A 19,330-nucleotide genomic window follows, 5' to 3' on the forward strand; every position below is an offset into this window, starting at 1 on the left:
TATGTCAGCATGGCGCAGGCGAATCCAACCGTCACACAGCCACCTCATCGGACACATCAGCAAGCCCGGAAGGGGACGTCATGAGAAAACGATTTGGAGCCATAATGGCCGCCGCGGCGTTGGTACTGACTGCCTGCATAGCACCAGGTCCTTCGCACGAACGCGGATCCGTCGAATTCATCACTATCGCCGCCGGCGGCACGTCTGGACCGTACTACCAGATCGGCGCCTCTATGGCTCAGATTTTCCGCAACGAACTAGGATCGGACGCATCCGTACAGGCAACGGGCGCATCCGTGGAAAACATCTCGCTCATCACCTCAGGGCGCGCCGAACTGGCCTTCGTCATGGGCGATGCAACACGACAAGCTGTCGAGGGAACCGGCCCATTCGAAGGACGCCGCCAGCTCAGTGAGCTCACCGCACTAACAGCGTTGTACCCCAACTACGTCCAGATCGTGACCACCGCCAGGACCGGGATCCGATCGGTGGAGGACCTGCGCGGCAAACGCGTCGGCGTGGGAGATAAGAACTCCGGTGTGGAACTGAACGCGCAGATGATTCTGGATGCATACGGCATGACGTATGACGACATCCAGGAAGACTTCCTGTCATACTCGGGCGCCATCGACCAGATCAAGAACGGCCAGACTGACGCAGCGTTCGTTACCTCCGGCCTGCCAAACTCCTCAATCATGGACCTTGCGACAACCGAAGACGTCGTCATCGTCCCCATCGAGGGTGAAGGATTCGCCAGGCTCAAGGAGAAGTATCCCTTCTTCGACCAGAGCGCGATCCCTGGCGGAACATACTCGCAGGCAGAGGACGTCCTCACCGCGTCGATTATGAACCAGCTGCTCGTCTCTCCGGACCTGGACGAGGAACAGGTCTACAAAATGACGAAAGCTCTGTTTGAAAACCTCGACACCCTGCACGCGTCTCACAAGGCTGCAATGGGAATCACGCTGGACAGCTTCGATGAAGGCGCAGCAGTCCCCATCCACCCTGGAGCACTGCGCTATTACACAGAACAGGGGGCGGTGAGCAAAGATGCATCCAAAGACACTGCACAGTCTGAATAAGAGCCCGCGGATCGTGGCAGCCGTCGTCGGCATCGCCCTCGTCGCGACGGGTGCAATGTGCGGTGCGTATGCAGCCGCGCTCCATGCCGCACCCTCGATAATCATTGAAGATCAGGAAACCGGTCAGGAATATTTCCGATTCGCCGCCACTGACGACGAACCGATCACGATGAAATGGATCCATTCCATCGAGAAGGAACCGTGGGTCGAGTACTACACCGTCCACGGCGACCACCTGCAGCTTGACGCCATCGACATCAAATCATACGGAGCGGGGGTGCCGGCCGACCCTGGAGGCGTGACCACCGTCAAAGACGGTGTCATCCACACCGAAGGAATCAACCGGACGATTCCGGAGCTGACGTGGGCGCATAGCCACGATACTCACACCACGCTCACCGTCGGAACTCATGTCATCGCCCCGACGGATCTGCCACATCATGCCCTCGTGCGACTACGAATTCAGGAGTAGAACCATGTCTCACTCACACACCACACAGGCTCACCCCTCACAGACGCACCCGACCCGGTCGAAACGTGACGACGAACGTGTCAGTGTCGACACGCACGACATTGATGTACACGCCGAAGACGTGCTTGAAGAATTTGACCGGGAATCGCGCGTTCGCCAGGTCGAGTGGAAACCGATGGCCATTCTCATCACAGCCGTCGCAGTCGCCCTGTCCCTGTATCACATGTGGACCGCCTACTTCGGTGCGCCGCCGGTGCTGATCCACCGATCGATCCACGTCGGCGTCATCTTGTTCTTGACATTCCTGCTGTATCCGCCGATCCGAAAGGGCGTGCGCTCGCGAGTCCCGTTTTATGACATCATCCTGGCCCTGGCTGCGCTGTCGACGGCCGTTTACGTGATAACCAACTACGACGGGATTGTGCGTCGGTTCGGTGAGCCCTCGACTGCAGACCTTGTCTTTGCGATGATTCTGGTTGTTTTGGTCATTGAAGCGGCGCGCCGGCTCACCGGCTGGGCCATGCCGCTGCTGGCGATCGCGTTCGTGATATACGCGCTGTACGGGCGATTGTTCCCCGGAATCTTCCGTCACCGCGGGTATTATCCTTCCGACACGTTCAACTTCCTGTATTTGACGACCGAAGGAATCTACGGCACGGCAATTTCTGTGTCCGCTACCTACATCTTCCTGTTCATCCTGTTCGGAGCGGTCCTGCAGAAGTCAGGCATGGGTGAGTTCTTCAATGACATCGCGCTGGCTATTGCCGGTCAATCCCGTGGTGGCCCCGCGAAGGTGTCGGTTATTGCCTCCGGCTTCCTTGGGTCGATCAACGGTGCCGCCGTGGCGAACGTGGTAACAACCGGTGCTTTCACGATTCCGCTGATGAAACGCGTGGGCTATAAGTCGACGTTTGCGGGCGCGGTGGAAGCCTCGTCATCTGTTGGCGGCCAGATCCTGCCGCCGATTATGGGCGCTGCAGCATTCATCATGGCTGAGACCTTGGGCATGCCATACAGTGAAATCGCGATTGCCGCGTTGATCCCCGCCTTGCTGTACTACCTGGGCATCATCGCGCAGGTGCATTTGAGGGCAACGAAGGAAGGCCTGAAGGGTATTTCTCGTGACTCGTTGCCTCTGGTGCGAGACGTCATGAAAGAACGCGGTCACCTGGTCATCCCGCTGCTCTTCCTGATCTACATGCTGTTCTTCTCAGGACGCACCATCTTGTTCTCTGCGCTGCTGACGATTCTGGTGACCATAGTGGTCGCAGAGCTTCGCCCGGCTACGCGCATGTCAGTCAAAGACATCATCGAAGCGCTGGCAAATGGTGCCAAAACAGCAATCTCCGTGGCTGTGGCCTGCGCGGCCGTTGGCATCATCGTCGGTGTTGTGACGATGACGGGGTTCGGTGTCAAACTGGCGAATGCAATCGTAGCATTCGGCGCAGGATCAATCTTGCTGTCACTGGTGCTGACGATGGTGGCCTCGATCATTCTGGGCATGGGCCTGCCGTCGATTCCGACCTACATCATCACCGCAACGATGGCTGCACCTGCGCTTGGTCAGCTGGGCGTGCCTCCGCTGGTTGCACACATGTTCGTGTTCTACTTCGGCTTGTTCGCCAACATCACGCCGCCTGTCGCCCTGGCCTCCTTCGCCGCTGCCGGCCTGTCGGGGGCTGACCCGATGCGCACGGGCTTCCAGTCGATGAAACTCGCCCTGGCCGGATACGTCATTCCGTTCATCTTTGTGTTCAACCCGGTTCTGTTGCTCCAGGACGTGAACTGGCTGGAGGGTATGAAGGTAACTGCCACGGCTGTTGCAGGCGTGCTCCTGCTGGCGATCGCCGTCGAAGGCTTCTTTATGGAAAAGGTACCGTTGCTCATGAGAGCAGTGTTCCTGGGCGCAGGCCTATCCATGATGTCGCCTGAGCCGATCACCGACCTGATCGGCATCGCGGCAGGTGCGTGTGCACTGGCGTTCATGATGATGAAGGCCAAGAAGAACGATAACCTCTCACTCAAAGCCATTTAGCGGCGGTTTGGCCGATCGCGCCGTGGCGGTCGATCATGATGCAGACGGCCGGCCCCTCATCGGGCGTGCTGTGGTAGTGGGGCGGCTGGCCAACCCATCAGCTGCGTGAATTGGGTGGTCGCGTGGCGTGGGTGAGTACGTGACAGAGGTCAACCCATCAGCAGCGTGAATTGGGGGCGGCTGAGCATCGTGATCTGGCTGTGGCCGTGATATTCCGCGGCTGCGTGCAGCCGAAAGCGGCTTGGATGATCTGCTGATCAACGGGTCAAGGTAATTGAAGGGCTGAATCGTCAACCAGTCAAGGTATGAGGCGTAGGATTCAACATCTCACGATATGAGAACGTTGATGTAGTGCGGAAAAGTCGATGTTCAACGGTCGGCTGTGCGAAGTGAGCGGCCCTCTTACCTTGACGGGTTGACGCGCGGCGGTGCGTTGACCTTGACCGGTTGACTAGGACCTTGACCCGTTGACCTGCGACTGCGCGAACATCGCAAACGGTTGGCTTCTTGCCCGCGCCCTGCACGAGAGCGCGGGCAAGAAGCACACGAACGCTACTTATCCTGGTCCTCTTCAAGCGGTCCGCCGTAGATGTCGTTGATGACAGCCTCGAAGCGCTTGGTCACAACCGCACGCTTGACCTTGAGCGAGGGCGTCAGCATGCCGTTAGCTTCCGTGAAGTCAGAGGTCAGCACGCGGATCGCTCGAATCGACTCGGCACGCGACACATGTGCGTTCGCACGTTCAACTGCTCGCTCCAACGACGCCTGTACCTCCACATTGGTCGAGGCTTCAGCAACGGACATCGCTGGCAGGCCGTGATTTTTCAACCACACCGGCAACATCTCCTCATCCAACGTGATGAGAGCAGCGACGAACGGACGCTTGTCACCTACGACCACAACCTGACTGATCAGCGGATGAGAACGAAGTGGATCTTCCAGCGTGGCAGGTGAAACATTCTTGCCGCCTGCCGTCACGATCAGCTCCTTGGCTCGACCTGTGATGCGCACATACCCATCACGATCCAGCGACCCCAGATCACCGGTGCGGAACCAACCGTCCTCAGTCAACGCCTGAGCTGTCTCGTCGGGCATATTGTGGTAGCCCTGGAAAACCGAACACCCCTTGATGAGGACTTCTCCCTGATCAGAGATCTTGATCGACAGCGGCGGAAGCGGCGGTCCGACCGTGCCAATCTTGGTCAGACGCGGTGTATTGACCGACACCGGCCCAACCGTCTCAGTCAGGCCGTAGCCTTCCAACACAGGCAGTCCGATACCGCGATAGAAGTGAGCGAGATGCGTGGACAGGGGAGCGCCGCCGGATACAATGTAGCTGGCATTGCCGCCCACAAGCTTCAGGAGCTTTTGATACACCAGCTTGTCAGCCACCATGCGCTGGGAACGCAGCGAACGCGAGGGGCCTTCAGGAGTATCCAACGCGCGCGAGTATTCCACCGCCACATGTGCAGCCCAACGGAATACTTTGCGCTGAGGGCCCGAGCCCGCCTGAGCGTCCGCCGAGTTATAGATCTTCTCCAGCACTCGCGGCACAACCAGCAGGTAGGACGGCCTGAACGAAGCGAGATCCGGCAGCAGGTTCTTCGTGTCAGGGCTGTGCCCCAGCACACCTCCACCTGAAATCTGGAAGACCTGCAGGAAACGCGCAAACACGTGTGCCAACGGCAAGAACAATAAGAGGCGTGAATCGTCACCCGCCGCGATCTCCGGCATCCAACGGTGCGAGTTCACCGCCAGCTCAGTGAAGTTGCCGTGCGTGAGCACCGTGCCTTTGGGCCGTCCCGTCGTGCCCGACGTGTACACGATCGTGGCAATCGAATCGGTGGTGAGCTGCGCCATGCGACCAGTCAGCACTGTGCGCCGAACCTGAGCGCCACCATCCTGGATGGTTTGGATCGCCTCGGAATCCAGCGACAGCACGGTGACATCCTGAGATTGCGAGCTGGCCGCGGCACGCACCAGTTCCGCCATCGTGATGGTCTCAGTGATCGCCACGCGCGCCTGCGTGTCTCTGAGGATAAAGGCGATCTGCTCGATCGACGACGTCTCGTAAATCGGAACGGGCACCAGTCCTGCACACCAGCAGGCAAAATCCAACAGCGTCCACTCGTAGCGCGTATGCGACATGACGGCGACCCGATCACCGAGTTCGAGCCCCATTGCAATCAGGCCGGCAGATGTGCGCTGCACATCCTCGTAGAAGTGCGCGGCACTCATCGGACGCCACGTGTCCCCCATCGAGAGCTTGCGCTCAATAATCGGCTTGCGCGGTGAGCGTTGCACCCTGCGCTGCAGCAGGTAGGGAATCGTGGTGTGCTCGTCGATCCGGACCAGGACAGGCGCCCGCCACTCGAGTGCATCGGTTGAGACAGGTTCGCTCTCGTCCTCGCTCTCGCCCGCGTCAATCGAGTCTCCTGACGGCAGGCGGAGCTGAGACGACGTGAAAGCAGACGTTGCCTCTTCCACACCAATTGACGAGGGAGACTCCTGTCCTGCCGGCTCGACGACTACCTGTTCATCGGCATTCGAATCGGGCTCGCTGGAGCTGTGCGCCATGACTACTTCTTTCTTTTGGCCGGAGGCTCACCCAGGGTCACGTCAGCAACCTTGACACTGTGGGTCTCATGCGAATCATCGCCGCTGTCGGGTGTTGACGCGGATTCTTCAAGAGTCAGCGTACCCGTCACCTTCGTGGCAGAGCGCAGATCGGATTCCACCATTTCGAGGGCAGGAATCATGTCGGCAGGAGCCTGCACCGTCACAGCCAGGAACGGCGTACGCGGAGAAACCTTGGCTTCCGACTTGACGCGGCGCATGACGATCAGCGCTGCCGACGCAGCATCCAGAACAGTCGGGTCACCCTCGGGGCCGGACAGCTCATCGAGGGTAGGCCAGGACGCGCGATGAACGGAGCCTTCCTGATACCACGACCACACCTCTTCCGTGACGTAGGGCAGGAAGGGCGCGAGCAGACGCACAACAGCGTTGATGACCAGGGCCAACGTCGCGCGTGCCGACTGAGCTTCCTCGTCCGACCATGCGCCGTCGTGGTTGTAGGCACGCTCCTTGACCAATTCCACGTAATCATCGCAGAACGTCCAGAAGAATGATTCAGTGACCTCGAGGGCACGCGCATGGTCGTAGGCGGCAAATGCGCTGCTGGCAGTGTCGATGACGGAACGCAGGTGTGCCAGAACAGACTGGTCAAGTGGCTGCGTCACATGCGAGGCATCAAGATCCACCTCACCGGAATCGTCGCCCATCGTCAGCGCGAACTTCGAGGCGTTGAGAACCTTGATAGCCAGGCGGCGACCGATCTTCATCTGCGACTCGTCGAAAGCTGAGTCCACACCCAGACGGGCGGAAGCCGCCCAGTAGCGCACCGCATCCGACCCGTACTTTTCGAGCAGGCCCATCGGCGTGACGACGTTGCCCTTCGACTTCGACATCTTCTTGTGGTCTTTATCGACGATCCAGCCGGATAAAGCCGTGTGCTGCCAGGGCAGTTCGCCAAATTCGAGTGCGGCACGCACCACCGTGGAGAAGAGCCACGTGCGGATGATGTCCTGCCCCTGCGGGCGAAGGTCCATCGGGTAAACGCGGGTGAACAGGTCCTCGTCTTCCAGCCAGCCGGCTGCAATCTGTGGGGACAGGGACGAGGTCGCCCACGTGTCCATAATGTCCAGCTCGGCTGCGAAGCCACCGGGCTGGTCACGCTGATCCTCCGTGTATCCGTGGGGCGTGTCGCTGGACGGATCGATCGGCAGGTCAGCTTCATCAGGAATGATCAGCTGGTCGTACAGCGTTGTGCCATCCTCGTCGATCCTGTACCACAGCGGGAACGGCACGCCGAAGAAGCGCTGACGGGAGATGAGCCAGTCATTGTTGAGGCCACCCACCCAGTTCTCATAGCGCACCCGCATGAATTCGGGGTGGAAGTCCAATGCGCGCCCGCGCTCAATGAGCTCCTCATTGAAGTCCTTACCCGTTGATCCATGCGTCCATGGGCGCCCACCGTTGCGGATGTACCACTGGCGGGACGTGACGATTTCCAGAGGCTTTTCGCCGCGCTCAAAGAAGTTTGTCTGACGCTGCGTCGGAGTGGGTTCACCACTCATTTCACCGGACTCACGCAGGCGGTCAACCACTTCCTGACGCGCTGAGAACGTGGTCTTTCCGGCCATCGCCTCATACGCCTGGCGGCCGGCGGGATCCGTGATCCATTCGGGCACGTCGGTTGCGATGCGGCCATCTTTGCGCAAAATGGCTCGCAACGGCAGATCAAGGTCGCGCCACCAGTCAATGTCAGTGGTGTCACCGAACGTACAACACATCGCGATGCCCGCGCCCTTATCCATCTCCGCTTCCGGGTGGGCAAGGACAGGCACTTCCACACCGAAGACGGGCGAGGTAACCGTGGTGCCGAACAACGGCTTGAAGCGCTCATCGTCAGGGTGAGCGATCAGGGCAACACAGGCTGCCAGCAGTTCGGGTCGCGTGGTCTCAATGTAGACATCGCGACCGTTTTCAACCGGTGCACCCTGCTCAGCGGCTTGGCGTGCGGCCCCCTCGTCAGTGATGTGGAATGCGAGGCGGTGGTAGAACCCTGGGTATTCGCGTGATTCGAGCTCAGCCTGGGCCACGGCGGTCTGGAACGTGATGTCCCACAGGCCGGGCGCCTCCTGTTGGTAGGCCTCGCCGCGCGCCAGGTTACGCAGGAACGCTGCCTGGGCAACCTTGCGGGCATGTGCGCCGATGGTTTGGTAATGCTGCTTCCAGTCGACCGACAGGCCGAGGCGACGCCACAGCGCTTCGAACTGCTTCTCGTCATCGATGGACAGGCGTTCGCACAGCTCCACGAAGTTCTGGCGACTGATCGGCTGCTGGTCGCGAGCCTTAATGGATTTTCCGCCACCGGTGTGCGGGGGCTGGAAGTCGGGGTCGTAGGGCAGTGACGTGTCGACGCGCACGCCGAAATAATTCTGAACGCGGCGTTCAGTTGGCAGGCCGTTGTCATCCCACCCCATTGGGTAGAACACTTCCTTGCCCATCATGCGCTGGTAGCGGGCAACCACGTCAGTGTGCGTGTAGGAAAAGACATGCCCCACGTGCAGGGATCCGGAAACGGTGGGCGGAGGAGTGTCGATCGAATAGACCTGTTCACGCGTGGCCGTGCGATCAAATGAGTACGTTCCGGCGTCTTCCCAACGGTCGCCCCACTTGTCCTCTAATCCATCTGCTGTCACTTTGTCGGGCACCTGACCCAGGTGCGGTCGCGATGACAGGGGTTGCTGTGTGGTCATAAGAGTCTGACTCCATCCGATACGCGTATAACTCTGCTCTTAGCCTACGAGGTTAAGGCGCTTGCCACCAAAGACGTCCAGCATCCAGTGGTGTCTACCTCAACTCACCGTCGCGCTGGACTGCCGCATCGACAGCGGCGACCAGTGCATTCGACAGGCCTGCTTCTTCACTTGCGAGCAGTCCTGCAATGGTGGTGCCACCGGGCGAGCAGACCTGATCGATCAGCTGAGCAGGCACGATGCCGTCTTCGGCTCGGTCAAGGACCAAACTGGCAGATCCGGCAACCGCCTGGGCTGCAATGGTGGTCGCCTGACTCTTCGACAGGCCGTATTTCACACCGGCGCGCGCGAGCGCCTCAATGACCTGAAACACCCAAGCCGGTGAGCATCCTGCCAGTGCGCTGAATACTGCGAACTTGTCTTCGTCAATGACGAGGGTGGTGCCCACCGCGTTCATCAGTGCGCGAACGGCGTCAAGGTAGGTGCCATTTGTGGTGAAGGAGGCGGCGGTAGTCGAGGCAGCCTTGTTGGCACACAGTGCACTCATGGACTGGCCGATCTGCGCATTCACATTCGGCATGACGCGCACAATCGGAACATCACCCAGCGCTGCACTGAGCGTATCAATCGGCGTGCCGGCAGCCAGGGACGCCACGCATACCCCGCCGCGTTCGGCGATTGTTGGAGCCAGCGCGGTGCACACCTCACGAATCGCGTAGGGTTTGACGGCCAGGACGACGATGTCGCATTCGGCGGCGATACGCTCATTGGTCGCAGACTGTCCGCCCAGCTCATCGGCCAGTGCGGCTGCCCTGCCGGAGCCGGCATCTGAAAACATCAGGGAGTCGATGGCCTCACTGTGAGCCGCTCCGCGAGCAATTGCTCCTGCCATTGATCCTGATCCAACGAAACCTATACGCATGATCTTCTCCTTCTTCGCGTGCGCGCGTCGCCCTCGTCAATTATTGCCAGCGGACGAGGGCGACTCAAAGCGGGCGGCATGACCGGCGTGACTTTACTTGCGGCGCGTGCCGAAAATACTGCGGGTGATTTCGCGCCCAATCTGAGTGCCGGCGGACTTGATCACGTTGGCCAGTGCCGATTCCATGGATCGTTGGCGGCGCTCGCGGGCTTTCTGAGCGCGTTGCTGCTCACGTTGGGCTTCCTTCTCCCAGCGGGCCCGCTCCTTTTCCGCCTCTCGTTCGGCCTTCTTGCGAGCCTTTTCCTGTTCCTTTTCCAGCTCGGCCTGCTTTTCTTCTGCGGCCCGCTGGTCGATCGCTTTCTGGGTGCGCTCAGCAAGCTCTTCGGTGGCAGAGCGCGGGTCAACAGGTGTGGCGTAGCGGGCGACCAGATCCGAGGCCGACAACAACGCAGAGATCGTCGCGTCGGACGCCTCTCCCATAACCGATGCGGGAGCCCAGATGCTAAACGGTGCGGGCGGTGTGGGGCGGCCTTTCGGGTCGAGTACCGTCACCACCGCTTCACCTGTGCCGAGCGTGGTCAGGATCTCCGCCAAGTCCAGATCAGTGGTGGGGAAAGTCTTGACGGCATCCTTGAGGCGGCGCTGATCGTCCGGTGTGATGGCACGCAGCGCATGCTGGATGCGCGAACCGAGCTGTGCGAGCACGTCAGAGGGGATGTCCGTGGGGGACTGGGTGACGAAGACGATGCTGACGCCCTTGGAACGGATCAGGCGCACGGTGTGGACCACCTGACGCACGAACTCCTTGGTCGCATCGGTGAACAGCAGGTGTGCTTCGTCAAAGACGAATGTCAGGCGTGGCTTGTCCAGGTCACCGACCTCGTCGAGGCTGGAGAACAAGTCAGCGAGCAGCCACATGATCAGCGCGGAGATCAGGGCCGGCTGGCGGGACATGTCGCCTACTTCCAGCAGGGAGATAATCCCGCGCCCGTCACTGTCGGCCTTCATCAGGTCAGCCGTGTCGAATGCGGGTTCCCCGAAGAACTGGTCACCCCCCTGGGAAGCAAGGGCGGTCAGCGTGCGCAAGATGACACCGGCGGTCGCTTTGGACACGCCGCCGATCCCGCTGAGCTCCTCTTTGCCTTCAGGGGAAGTGAGGAATGTGATGACTGATTGCAGGTCACCGAGGTCAACAAGTTCCAGACCGTTCGTGTCGGCCCACGAGAAAATCAGTTGAAGTGCCTGCTCCTGCGTGGTGTTGAGCTGGAGCGCGCGGGCCAGAAGCAGCGGCCCGAAATCGCTGACGCGTGTGCGCACCATCGCGCCGGGAACAGGGGCGTTGGAGCCTGCCGGTGTGAGCAACTGTGTGGGGAAGGAAGCCGGTTGCCAGTCCTGCCCGTTGGCGGTCGTGCGCGCAGCAAGCTTGTCGTTGGCAGTACCCTTTTCGGCAAGGCCGGTCAGATCGCCTTTGACATCGACGAGGGCGACCGGGGTTCCCGCTGTTGACAGTCCTTCTGCCAGGAGCTGGAGGGTGCGAGTCTTGCCAGAGCCGGTGGCGCCGGCTACGAGTAGGTGACGGTTGAGGATGGACAGCGGTATTGTGGCGGTCGCCTGGGGTAGGTGAGTGTCGCCGTCTAGCAGCGTACCGACCGTGATGGTTGGAGCCGATGTGGTGTCCGCGAATGCGTAGGCGGCGCTGATAGTGTCAGCCAAAGGTGAAGAGGCAGGAGGCGTCGTGTCTTCTTGAGGCCTATCGGGCGCGTTGTCCGTCGTGCCTTCTGGTGCCTGCTGGGGCGCGTCGGCTGCTGAGTCCTTGTCTGCTGCTGAGTCCTTGTCTGCTGCTGAGTCCTTGTCTGCTGCTGAGTCCTTGTCGGCGGATTCTTGCTCCTGCTCAGATTCGTCAGCGTGCGGTTGCACGTCGTGGGGCTTGTCAGAAGGCGGGTTGTCGTCCTGTGCGTTCTCGGCGGGGTTTTGAGCTGGGTCTGCGGGCGCCTGCACTGATCCGCCCTGTGCTTCCAGTGCGGCGAGGCGGGCTGCGGCGGCCTCAGCTTCTGCTCGGGCGGCGCGTGCTTCAGCTTCGGCCGCCTGAGCGCGAGCCTGTGCGAGTTGAGCTTCCAAGTCGGCGTTGTTTTCACTCATATCTCGAGTCTAAAAGCTCACCGCAAGGATCAGGGTTAGTTGGCGCCCGCAATTGACTGAGCACCGTCGATCCATTGTCCGGCTTGTGTTGTTGAGCCGTCAGAGGGGCGATTTCCGGAGACGTAGTAGATCGTCAGATCGCCTTTGGGAAGAATCGTCAGTTCGACGAATCCACCGTTTTCTTCATCGTGCCAGTTAAATGTGGTGTCCGATTTGGCATCTTGAGGCGTGATATCGGTGAAGTGGCTCAGACCTGCTGGGGGGAGGACACGGTCGCCGATTTCACGCGCGCTGTCAGCAGGAATTGCGTTGCCGGCCAGGACTGCAGTGCTGACCTCAAAGCCAACGATGGCTCCGGTTTCTTTCTCTGTCGTTCGTCCGTCCAAAGAAGGCCCCTTGAGCTCAGAGAAAGACCCAGCTCCGGATTCGGAGAGTTCGTCGAGAAGCTGCTTAAAGGCGGGGAGAACTTCCGTTTGAACGCTTTCAATTGTCTGGCGCTTCTCAAAGGGGGCGCTGCCATCCCAGAACTCGTTAGTCACTGTTTGCTCCTTTGTGGTACACGACGCTGCTGTCAACGCTGCAATTATCAGTACGGATAGAAAGGGAATGCTCGGAGCGTGCAGTCTTGTACGTGCTGCGAACACCATCTACTTCACTCCCGCGATTACACGGCCGAAGTCATTCATTGTCGCAGACCCTTCTTCAAAGTAAGAACTGTGCTGCGAAAACGGGTCGACCCATTCCCAGAAGGTATCAGGCTTAGCAGTGGAATCTGCGAGATGCTCGATGCCGTCAAGCTTGTTCGGGTTCTTGCCGAAGGAAAAGTCCGGTCCTATCCCTTGCACTCGATCTCGGTATTGGGCGTGCGAGACGTGCGCATGCGGTCCCGGATCTCCTCCTGAATCAGCGGGCAGGTTATATTCACGGATGTCCTGCACACCCGATCCAGGGGAGCCAAACATCACGAGATCGTCAACTACTCCTGTCCTCGTGTCCTTCACTGCCATACCGGAAGTAGTCGAGCCATACGAATGGCCGAGAACAGTCTGATGCGGGTCACCATATTCGCCTGCCTCACGCGAGGCCTGGATTCCTTCAACGAAAGAATTGAGCCTGTCGGCACCTGCGTGTGCTTTAGATGTGGAGGCAACATCTGACAAGTCCGGAGCATCGTAGCCGAGCCATGCAATAGTTGCGACATCGCCATTATTGTTCTTCAAAGCCTTGCTCTGCATGACGTCTGTCTTGGCCGTGTACGAGTCGAGACTATCGTGAACTGTAGTGTTCATACCGGGAACGAAAGTCGCAACGTGCTTAGCGCTGTCAATATCTCCATGAGCGACAGCGGCTTTCAATCGTTCTCCAGAATCATCTAAAACGAGTAAGGACAATTCCGGGTCGGAATTAAGTGTGGACTCGACAGCGCGAAGATCTTCCAGTTTCTCTTGAGCTCGCTGCCATTCACTATATTCGAGTGATGCAAAACCCGATGGCCCCAAGCGTTCTTGAGCATCAAGGTATTTCTTGCGAGCTTCCTTCTCGGCTTGCTCAGCTTCAGAGAGCATGGCAGGAAGACGAATCTTATTGGCTTCATCGCGTGCGGATCCAGGCAGGCCGTCCAGCCCTCCGATGAGGTCTGGATGATTTTTGATGAGGGCATCTTGTTCATCTTCAGATAGAGCATTCCACCACGTTGCGATTTCTGCTGGTGACCAGGTGGCAGGGTCAGGCAAATCTGATAAACCCGGACTCGTAGAGCTGCTACTCTCCGAATTTCGATAAGAGCCTTCTGCCACGGCGCGAGTGCGATGTGCATACTCGCTGTCCACTTCTGTTGCTCGCTGAACTGCACGGTTGATGTTTGCAATCGTAGCCTGACATTCCGCTTCGTTCCGCGCCGCCTCAATGGCGTAAACGTCTGGGGGGAGAGTGGACGGTGGCGGGGGATGAGATGCCGATCCATTTGCATGGATCGCCACACCATCGATCTGTGCCTGAGTGATGCATTCATGAACGAGAGTCATGACTTCATTGACGCCATCAGCAGCATCTGCCGTTGCCATCATGAGCTCGGCAGTGTCATTAATGACGCGGCTCAGATGTTCAATGATCGTGCCTAATTGATCGCGCGCTGAGTCTGCAGCCTCACCAACAGACTGGATCTCGTTTCGTGCTGCGGCTGCTTCATCCGCCTGAGCTCGGAACTTATGGTAGGAATCAGTCAGGTTGTTCGCCGCTTCAATGACCGGGCTGTCATTCCAATATTGAATATCGCTCCACGAGGGCATTGCGACCTCCTACTTCACTGTGTGAACAGCGGTGTCCCCACCTGTGCCGCCATCAGTGGCTCTAGCAGGTTCTGAGTACGCTGGCGGCTTTACAGTGTTGCCTGAAAATCCGTTAGTAATGCTGTTTTCTGTGGCGTTGAAGCTGTTTTGAGTACTCATAGCAGCATCGCTGAACCGAGACAGCAAATTGGCGGTAGCTTTTGAGCGTTCCTCGATATTCGCGCCGGCCTCCGCCGCGGCTGAAGGTGACGATGCGCCGGGCATTGCTGATGAAAGTCCTGAAAGTGCGTCCGCCACTGTGGCGGAGCAAAGATCGTCAGCGATAGATGCAGTTGAATTGGAGAGCTTGCCGAAATCTCCTGGCACGACATGTAAATCTGTCACGGTAGTCCTCTGTCTCCTTGTCAGCGGGCGTTTTCATGGTAAGAGATGCATGCCCTCGAGTAAAGAGGTTGGAATAAATCGCTTGTGATGTGGACAGTGCCCAGTTATCCACATGAGGCACTGCGCGCTGGAGTTATCCACACTCGCACTGCCGCTGTTCCGAGACAGTCCGCAGTATCCATACAGTGCCCACATGGACCTCCTTCAACGCCGTCGTCTCAAAAAGCTGACACACGCTGTGTACGCCCAGGCAGCGTCTGAACGCGGCGACGAAACACCCGAGCAGCGCATCCGTATTCTGCCATCGGCGCCGGCAGTCATTGTCCTGGTCCTCGTCATTGTCCTTGTCAGCGCAATCTCAGTATGGCGCTTTCGTTCAGCTCCAGATACCGCCCATAGCCTCGACGAATCATCGCCAAACGAAGCACCGGCTGCTCAGTCCGCTCAGTCCTCCTCGGCTGTTACGGGCGTTGACGAGGGCGATCTACTCACCCCATCTGACACTGCCAGCGTCACCGTCTACGTGACAGGGCAGGTCGGGCAGCCGCAAGTCGTGGAGCTTCCCGACGGCTCACGAGTCATCGATGCGGTCGATGCTGCGGGCGGTCCACTTGCTGATGCCGACCTTGAATCGCTCAACATGGCGCGCGTGCTGGTCGATGGTGAACACATAGCCGTGACCAAACCAGGTGAAAGCCCTCCACCCGGTGCTCAGACAGGCACTCCGTCACGCAATGACTCTGATGGCAACCCGGCAGGCAACACGGCACCATCCTGTATCAACATCAACACCGCTGAATCTGCCGAACTCGAAAATCTCGACGGCGTGGGACCAGCCATTGCGCAACGCATCATTGACTATCGCCAGACAGTTGGTCGCTTCGATTCAGTCGAACAGCTCGATGATGTCTCAGGCATTGGACCGGCAATGCTTCAGAAGATTTCGACAGGTGCGTGTGTGTAAGAGCGGCGTTGCCACCGACAGAAACGCCTGCTACTGGGCACTCGCATCGGACTGGGCTCCGTCAGTCCACTGTTCGGCTTGAGTTGTCGAACCATCCGTCGGGCGCATGCCTGAAATGTAATAAACAGTCATGGAACCATCGGGTAGAATCGTCAGTTCGACGAATCCACCGTTATCCGGATCAAACCAGTTGTACGAGACCTCGCCGGTGTCGTCATCATCGGGTGTGAGGTCACTGAATTGGGTCATTCCGAGCGGGGTCACAATGTCGCCTGTGATCCGGCGAGCCTCTTCAGGCGGAATTGCGTGGCCAGCGGCAATGGCAGTTGCAACTTCAAAAGCCGAGATCTTGCCCGTGTTACGATCAGTCGCACGACCCGTCAGCGAAGGGCCCTCGAGCTCTGAAAATTGTCCGGCTCCAGCTGCGGACAGGTTGGCGAGGATTTCCTGGAATGCGGGCAGGATGGTGCGCTGAACATCCTCGATTGTGGCGCGCTGCTCGAGGGATAAGGATCCATCCCAGAATTGATTATCCGTCGTCGGCTGCGAGGAATGACACGACGTCAGCGCAAACGCAACCATGAGTGTGACAAGTGGCAACATCAGGAACGATCGCACCCGCGTTCTCAGCGCATCAGTGCGGGACTTGGTGTGAGCGCGCTGTAAGCGTGCTGCACTCAGTGCGCGGACGATCCTCGTTGATGCGCGCAGGTGCAAGAGTTCTGGAGATGGTCCCGGAGGTGTCCGTATCGCAGCGTCGTGAGCATCAGGAGCAACGTATGGTGGGTTCAAACGGGTGTCCTTGTCATGAGCGCGGTTAGATGAGTCCTACTGTAAGCGCGCTGCGTCGCCCCTGTAAATCGAACGACAACTTAATCCGACCGGGGTTTTGTCGTGTGGAAAACCACCGCCGTCCACAGCCACCACACGTGTGCAGCGCTCACCCACAGGCGAAGGACACACGGTGGTAGGCGGTGAGACGAATGCATACCCTCGTCCTCATGCAGCACTTTTTCTTGATTGAATCATCGGCTCGCACTCGCCGTTGCCATGCCGGTCAGCCGTTTCCCGGGGCGCCACCGTCACTGAAGGCCATCCGATGAGATCACCGAGGATTTATCCGCGCATGCGTGATATGCGTGTCACGCCGGTTGCCGCCAGCATCTGGATCACCCTGCTCATCTGTCTGCGCATCTCGATCCACCTGAAGGATGCGGTGGTAGTGACCGGTGTCCTTGTGGCACTCGCAGCAACACTGGCCGCGTGGCGGGTTCGTGATCGGCACAATGAACGAGGGAGGCCTCGCCCTCGCCGGATGCGCACTCCTGTCGGATCGTTACGGTTGGGATGGGCGGCAATACTTATCGCATCGGGTGCGGCTGCAATAGTTGCCGGCAGTGCCTGCGATGCTCATGCGCGGGATCCGACCGTGCGCCTCATCGACTCTGGACGCACCTACGTGACGCTCCGCGTGCGCCTGATCGATGACCCAGCTGCGATGGCAAGCCGGTGGAACCGGACACGCTTCTACGCAGACGCGCGCGTCGAACAGGTTGAAGTGTCTCACGGTCAATGGCAGCCCTCGAACGTGAATGTCATGTTGATGGGTGCAGGGATTGGAGAGTATGTGCGCGATGATCGCGTACTCGTGCGCGGCAGTATTGACTCGCAATTTCGCTCCGACCCGCCGTTTGTGGGCGCGATGGAGGCTGAGAACATTGAGCTGACTGAACGCCCGGGCGGATGGGTCTCGATTGTCCGTCATGTCAGATCATCGATGCGTCAGGTGTGCTCGACGCTCACTGTGCAAGGCCAGGCGCTGGTTCCCGGCGTCGCCATTGGTGATGATCGCGCCATGAACGAGGAGCTTTCGGACGCAATGAAGACGTCGTCGCTGACGCATCTCACGGCCGTGTCCGGAACTCACATCGCGATCATGTTGTCACTGATCGTCAGCGCAGTGCCAGGGCGAGGATTGATCCGCGCTGGCGCGACCCTTGCGGCGATGAGTCTTCTTGTGGCAGTTGTCGGACCGCAGCCCTCGGTCATACGCGCGGTGTTGACCGCGAGCGTCGGAGTCGCAGGCTTGTTGCTCAAACGGCCTGGGGGAGCGCAGGCAGCGCTGTCCACCGTGGTCGTACTGGTTTTGCTGATTGACCCGTTTTCTGCCCGGGCAGTGGGGTTTGCGCTGTCCGTCCTTGCCACGTGGGGCGTTGTCGGCCCTGCTCAACAGTGGAACGAAGCTGTCAAGCACGCGGTGCGCAGCGATGCCTGGTATGCGCGCTGTGTCAGACGCCTGCTGCAGGCGTGCTGTGTTCCACTTGCCGCTCAAATCCTGGTGGCGCCTGTCCTCGTACTGATGTCGCCGCTTCTACCAGTGTGGGGTGTGATTGCGAACGTTTTGGTCAGCCCTGTCATCGCGCCAGCGTGCGTCTGCGCCCTGATGACAGCGGTGTGTGCGCCGTGGTGGCCCGCTGCAGCAACCCTGATGGCGCACGTTGCACAAATATTCACGGGATGGATCGCGTGGGTCGCTACATGGGTGTCGTCATGGCCGATGGCGAACGTGTCATGGCCACAGGGGATCGAGGGAACTATCGTCCTGGCCAGCGCAGCAATCGGAATGCTGAGTGTGTCCACAGTGGTACGCAGATGCCGTCGACGCATGTCACACTAGTGGCATACCCTGAATCTAAAAAACGACACGGTGAGGAAGCGGAGGAGGATGGCAGATGGCGCGTCGATCCCAGTCACGCTCAAGTGACCCGATCGAACTGGCACCTCTTGTGCTGGTTAAAGGATCCGAAGCCTTCCTGGCAGACCGTGCCGTCAGTGAGCTTCGACGCCAGGCCACTGAACGCGACGCTTCAGTTGAACGCGTGGAGATTTCGGCCGCCACGTATCCGGCTGGACAACTCGATGTTGTCACCTCACCGTCCCTGTTCGGTGAACCCCGCCTGATCGTGATCCCTAATTTTGAAGTCACCAATGACGAACTGATGGTGGATCTGCTGGCCTACATTGACAACCCGGCAGACGACGTGTGGATGATTGTCCGACACAACGGCGGTAACCGTGGCAAGAAAGTGCTCGATGCGCTCAAGAAAGCACATGTGCCCACGATCGCGGCAGATCCGCTCAAATACGACAACGAAAAAATCGACCTCGTCATGTCCGAGGCGCGCCGCCTGCACCGACGCATCGAAGCTGAAGCTGCGCACATGCTCGTCGGCGCTCTGGGATCTGACCTGGCGGAAATGATGAGCGCACTGTCCCAACTCATGAGTGACGTCGAAGGGACGATCACGACGCAAGCCGTCCACCGTTACCATTCAGGCCGAGTGGAAGCCTCCGGCTTTGACGTTGCTGACGCTGCACTCGCAGGTCGGACAGCTCAGGCGCTCACACTGCTACGCCACGCTCTGGCAACAGGTGTCGCGCCGCTGATGATCGTCGGCGCACTGGCATCGAAGTTTCGGTCGATGGCGTACGCAACCGCTCCGCGTGGCGCTCTGCAGTCTGTGTCGATGAATCAGTGGCAGTTCAACCGTGCACGGCGGGACGTGCAAGGGTGGACTGACACGGCTTTGGCCGGTGCCATTGAAGCCATCGCGCTCGCAGACGAAGAGGCCAAAGGCCTGTCACGTGACCCTGAACGCGCAGTCGAAAAATGTGTCCTCACGATCTGTCGACTGCGCGGGTCGGCCCGCGCCTAAGAGC

At 59.3% G+C, this 19,330-nt stretch carries 14 protein-coding genes; 6 read left to right on the forward strand and 8 right to left on the reverse strand.

Annotation, left to right across the window (positions count from 1 at the left end; translation table 11 throughout):
* Positions 1–80 precede the first annotated feature (80 nt).
* Genes AC1DA5_RS00785 through AC1DA5_RS00795 form a run of 3 tightly spaced genes read left to right on the forward strand, consistent with a single transcriptional unit; the run spans position 81 to position 3,589 of the window.
* Positions 81–1,082 (forward strand): TAXI family TRAP transporter solute-binding subunit, encoded by a 1,002-nt coding sequence (locus AC1DA5_RS00785; protein WP_070727449.1) that lies wholly within the window; start codon positions 81–83, stop codon positions 1,080–1,082.
* Positions 1,051–1,554, forward strand: coding sequence for a DUF1850 domain-containing protein (locus AC1DA5_RS00790; RefSeq protein WP_083314524.1), 504 nt, complete (start codon positions 1,051–1,053; stop codon positions 1,552–1,554). The genes AC1DA5_RS00785 and AC1DA5_RS00790 overlap by 32 nt, the downstream gene beginning before the upstream one ends.
* Before the next feature lie 4 nt (positions 1,555–1,558).
* Positions 1,559–3,589 carry a TRAP transporter permease gene (locus AC1DA5_RS00795; protein WP_083314525.1) on the forward strand — a complete coding sequence of 677 codons (2,031 nt, stop codon included), beginning with the start codon at positions 1,559–1,561 and terminating at the stop codon, positions 3,587–3,589.
* 552 nt (positions 3,590–4,141) lie between these two features.
* Here the strand turns inward: AC1DA5_RS00795 and AC1DA5_RS00800 are convergent.
* The 7 genes from AC1DA5_RS00800 to AC1DA5_RS00830 form a co-directional block, all read right to left on the reverse strand.
* Complete coding sequence (locus AC1DA5_RS00800; protein ID WP_285014487.1) at positions 4,142–6,166, reverse strand: AMP-dependent synthetase/ligase; 2,025 nt, start codon at positions 6,164–6,166, stop codon at positions 4,142–4,144.
* 2 nt (positions 6,167–6,168) lie between these two features.
* Positions 6,169–8,913: a valine--tRNA ligase gene (gene valS, locus AC1DA5_RS00805; RefSeq protein WP_480289033.1), complete on the reverse strand. Its 2,745-nt coding sequence runs from the start codon at positions 8,911–8,913 to the stop codon at positions 6,169–6,171.
* 94 nt (positions 8,914–9,007) lie between these two features.
* Positions 9,008–9,835: a pyrroline-5-carboxylate reductase gene (gene proC / locus AC1DA5_RS00810; RefSeq protein ID WP_480289034.1), complete on the reverse strand. Its 828-nt coding sequence runs from the start codon at positions 9,833–9,835 to the stop codon at positions 9,008–9,010.
* 93 nt (positions 9,836–9,928) lie between these two features.
* The gene (locus AC1DA5_RS00815) at positions 9,929–11,974 is read right to left on the reverse strand and encodes a helicase HerA-like domain-containing protein (RefSeq protein WP_480289035.1); all 2,046 of its coding nucleotides are present in this window, start codon (positions 11,972–11,974) and stop codon (positions 9,929–9,931) included.
* Positions 11,975–12,009: 35 nt separating this feature from the next.
* Positions 12,010–12,513 (reverse strand): DUF4853 domain-containing protein, encoded by a 504-nt coding sequence (locus AC1DA5_RS00820; protein WP_070727467.1) that lies wholly within the window; start codon positions 12,511–12,513, stop codon positions 12,010–12,012.
* A 108-nt stretch (positions 12,514–12,621) separates the two neighbouring features.
* A complete protein-coding gene (locus AC1DA5_RS00825; protein WP_070727471.1) occupies positions 12,622–14,262 on the reverse strand; it encodes an alpha/beta hydrolase in 1,641 nt (546 codons plus the stop codon).
* Between the two features lie 9 nt (positions 14,263–14,271).
* Positions 14,272–14,646: a hypothetical protein gene (locus AC1DA5_RS00830; protein ID WP_480289036.1), complete on the reverse strand. Its 375-nt coding sequence runs from the start codon at positions 14,644–14,646 to the stop codon at positions 14,272–14,274.
* A 193-nt stretch (positions 14,647–14,839) separates the two neighbouring features.
* Here AC1DA5_RS00830 and AC1DA5_RS00835 point away from each other — a divergent pair, with 193 nt between their 5' ends.
* On the forward strand, positions 14,840–15,610 hold the full coding sequence (locus AC1DA5_RS00835) for a ComEA family DNA-binding protein (protein ID WP_070727582.1): 771 nt from the start codon (positions 14,840–14,842) through the stop codon (positions 15,608–15,610).
* Positions 15,611–15,640: 30 nt separating this feature from the next.
* Here AC1DA5_RS00835 and AC1DA5_RS00840 read toward each other — a convergent pair whose 3' ends face one another.
* Positions 15,641–16,213: a DUF4853 domain-containing protein gene (locus AC1DA5_RS00840; RefSeq protein ID WP_480289037.1), complete on the reverse strand. Its 573-nt coding sequence runs from the start codon at positions 16,211–16,213 to the stop codon at positions 15,641–15,643.
* A 523-nt stretch (positions 16,214–16,736) separates the two neighbouring features.
* Between AC1DA5_RS00840 and AC1DA5_RS00845 the strand changes: the two genes are divergently transcribed.
* Together AC1DA5_RS00845 and holA are read left to right on the forward strand one after the other, a co-directional pair.
* Complete coding sequence (locus AC1DA5_RS00845) at positions 16,737–18,287, forward strand: ComEC/Rec2 family competence protein (RefSeq protein WP_480289038.1); 1,551 nt, start codon at positions 16,737–16,739, stop codon at positions 18,285–18,287.
* A 55-nt stretch (positions 18,288–18,342) separates the two neighbouring features.
* The gene (gene holA, locus AC1DA5_RS00850) at positions 18,343–19,326 is read left to right on the forward strand and encodes a DNA polymerase III subunit delta (RefSeq protein ID WP_480289039.1); all 984 of its coding nucleotides are present in this window, start codon (positions 18,343–18,345) and stop codon (positions 19,324–19,326) included.
* The last annotated feature ends 4 nt before the right edge of the window (positions 19,327–19,330 follow it).

The organism is Pauljensenia sp. C0254C2 (assembly GCF_056583835.1).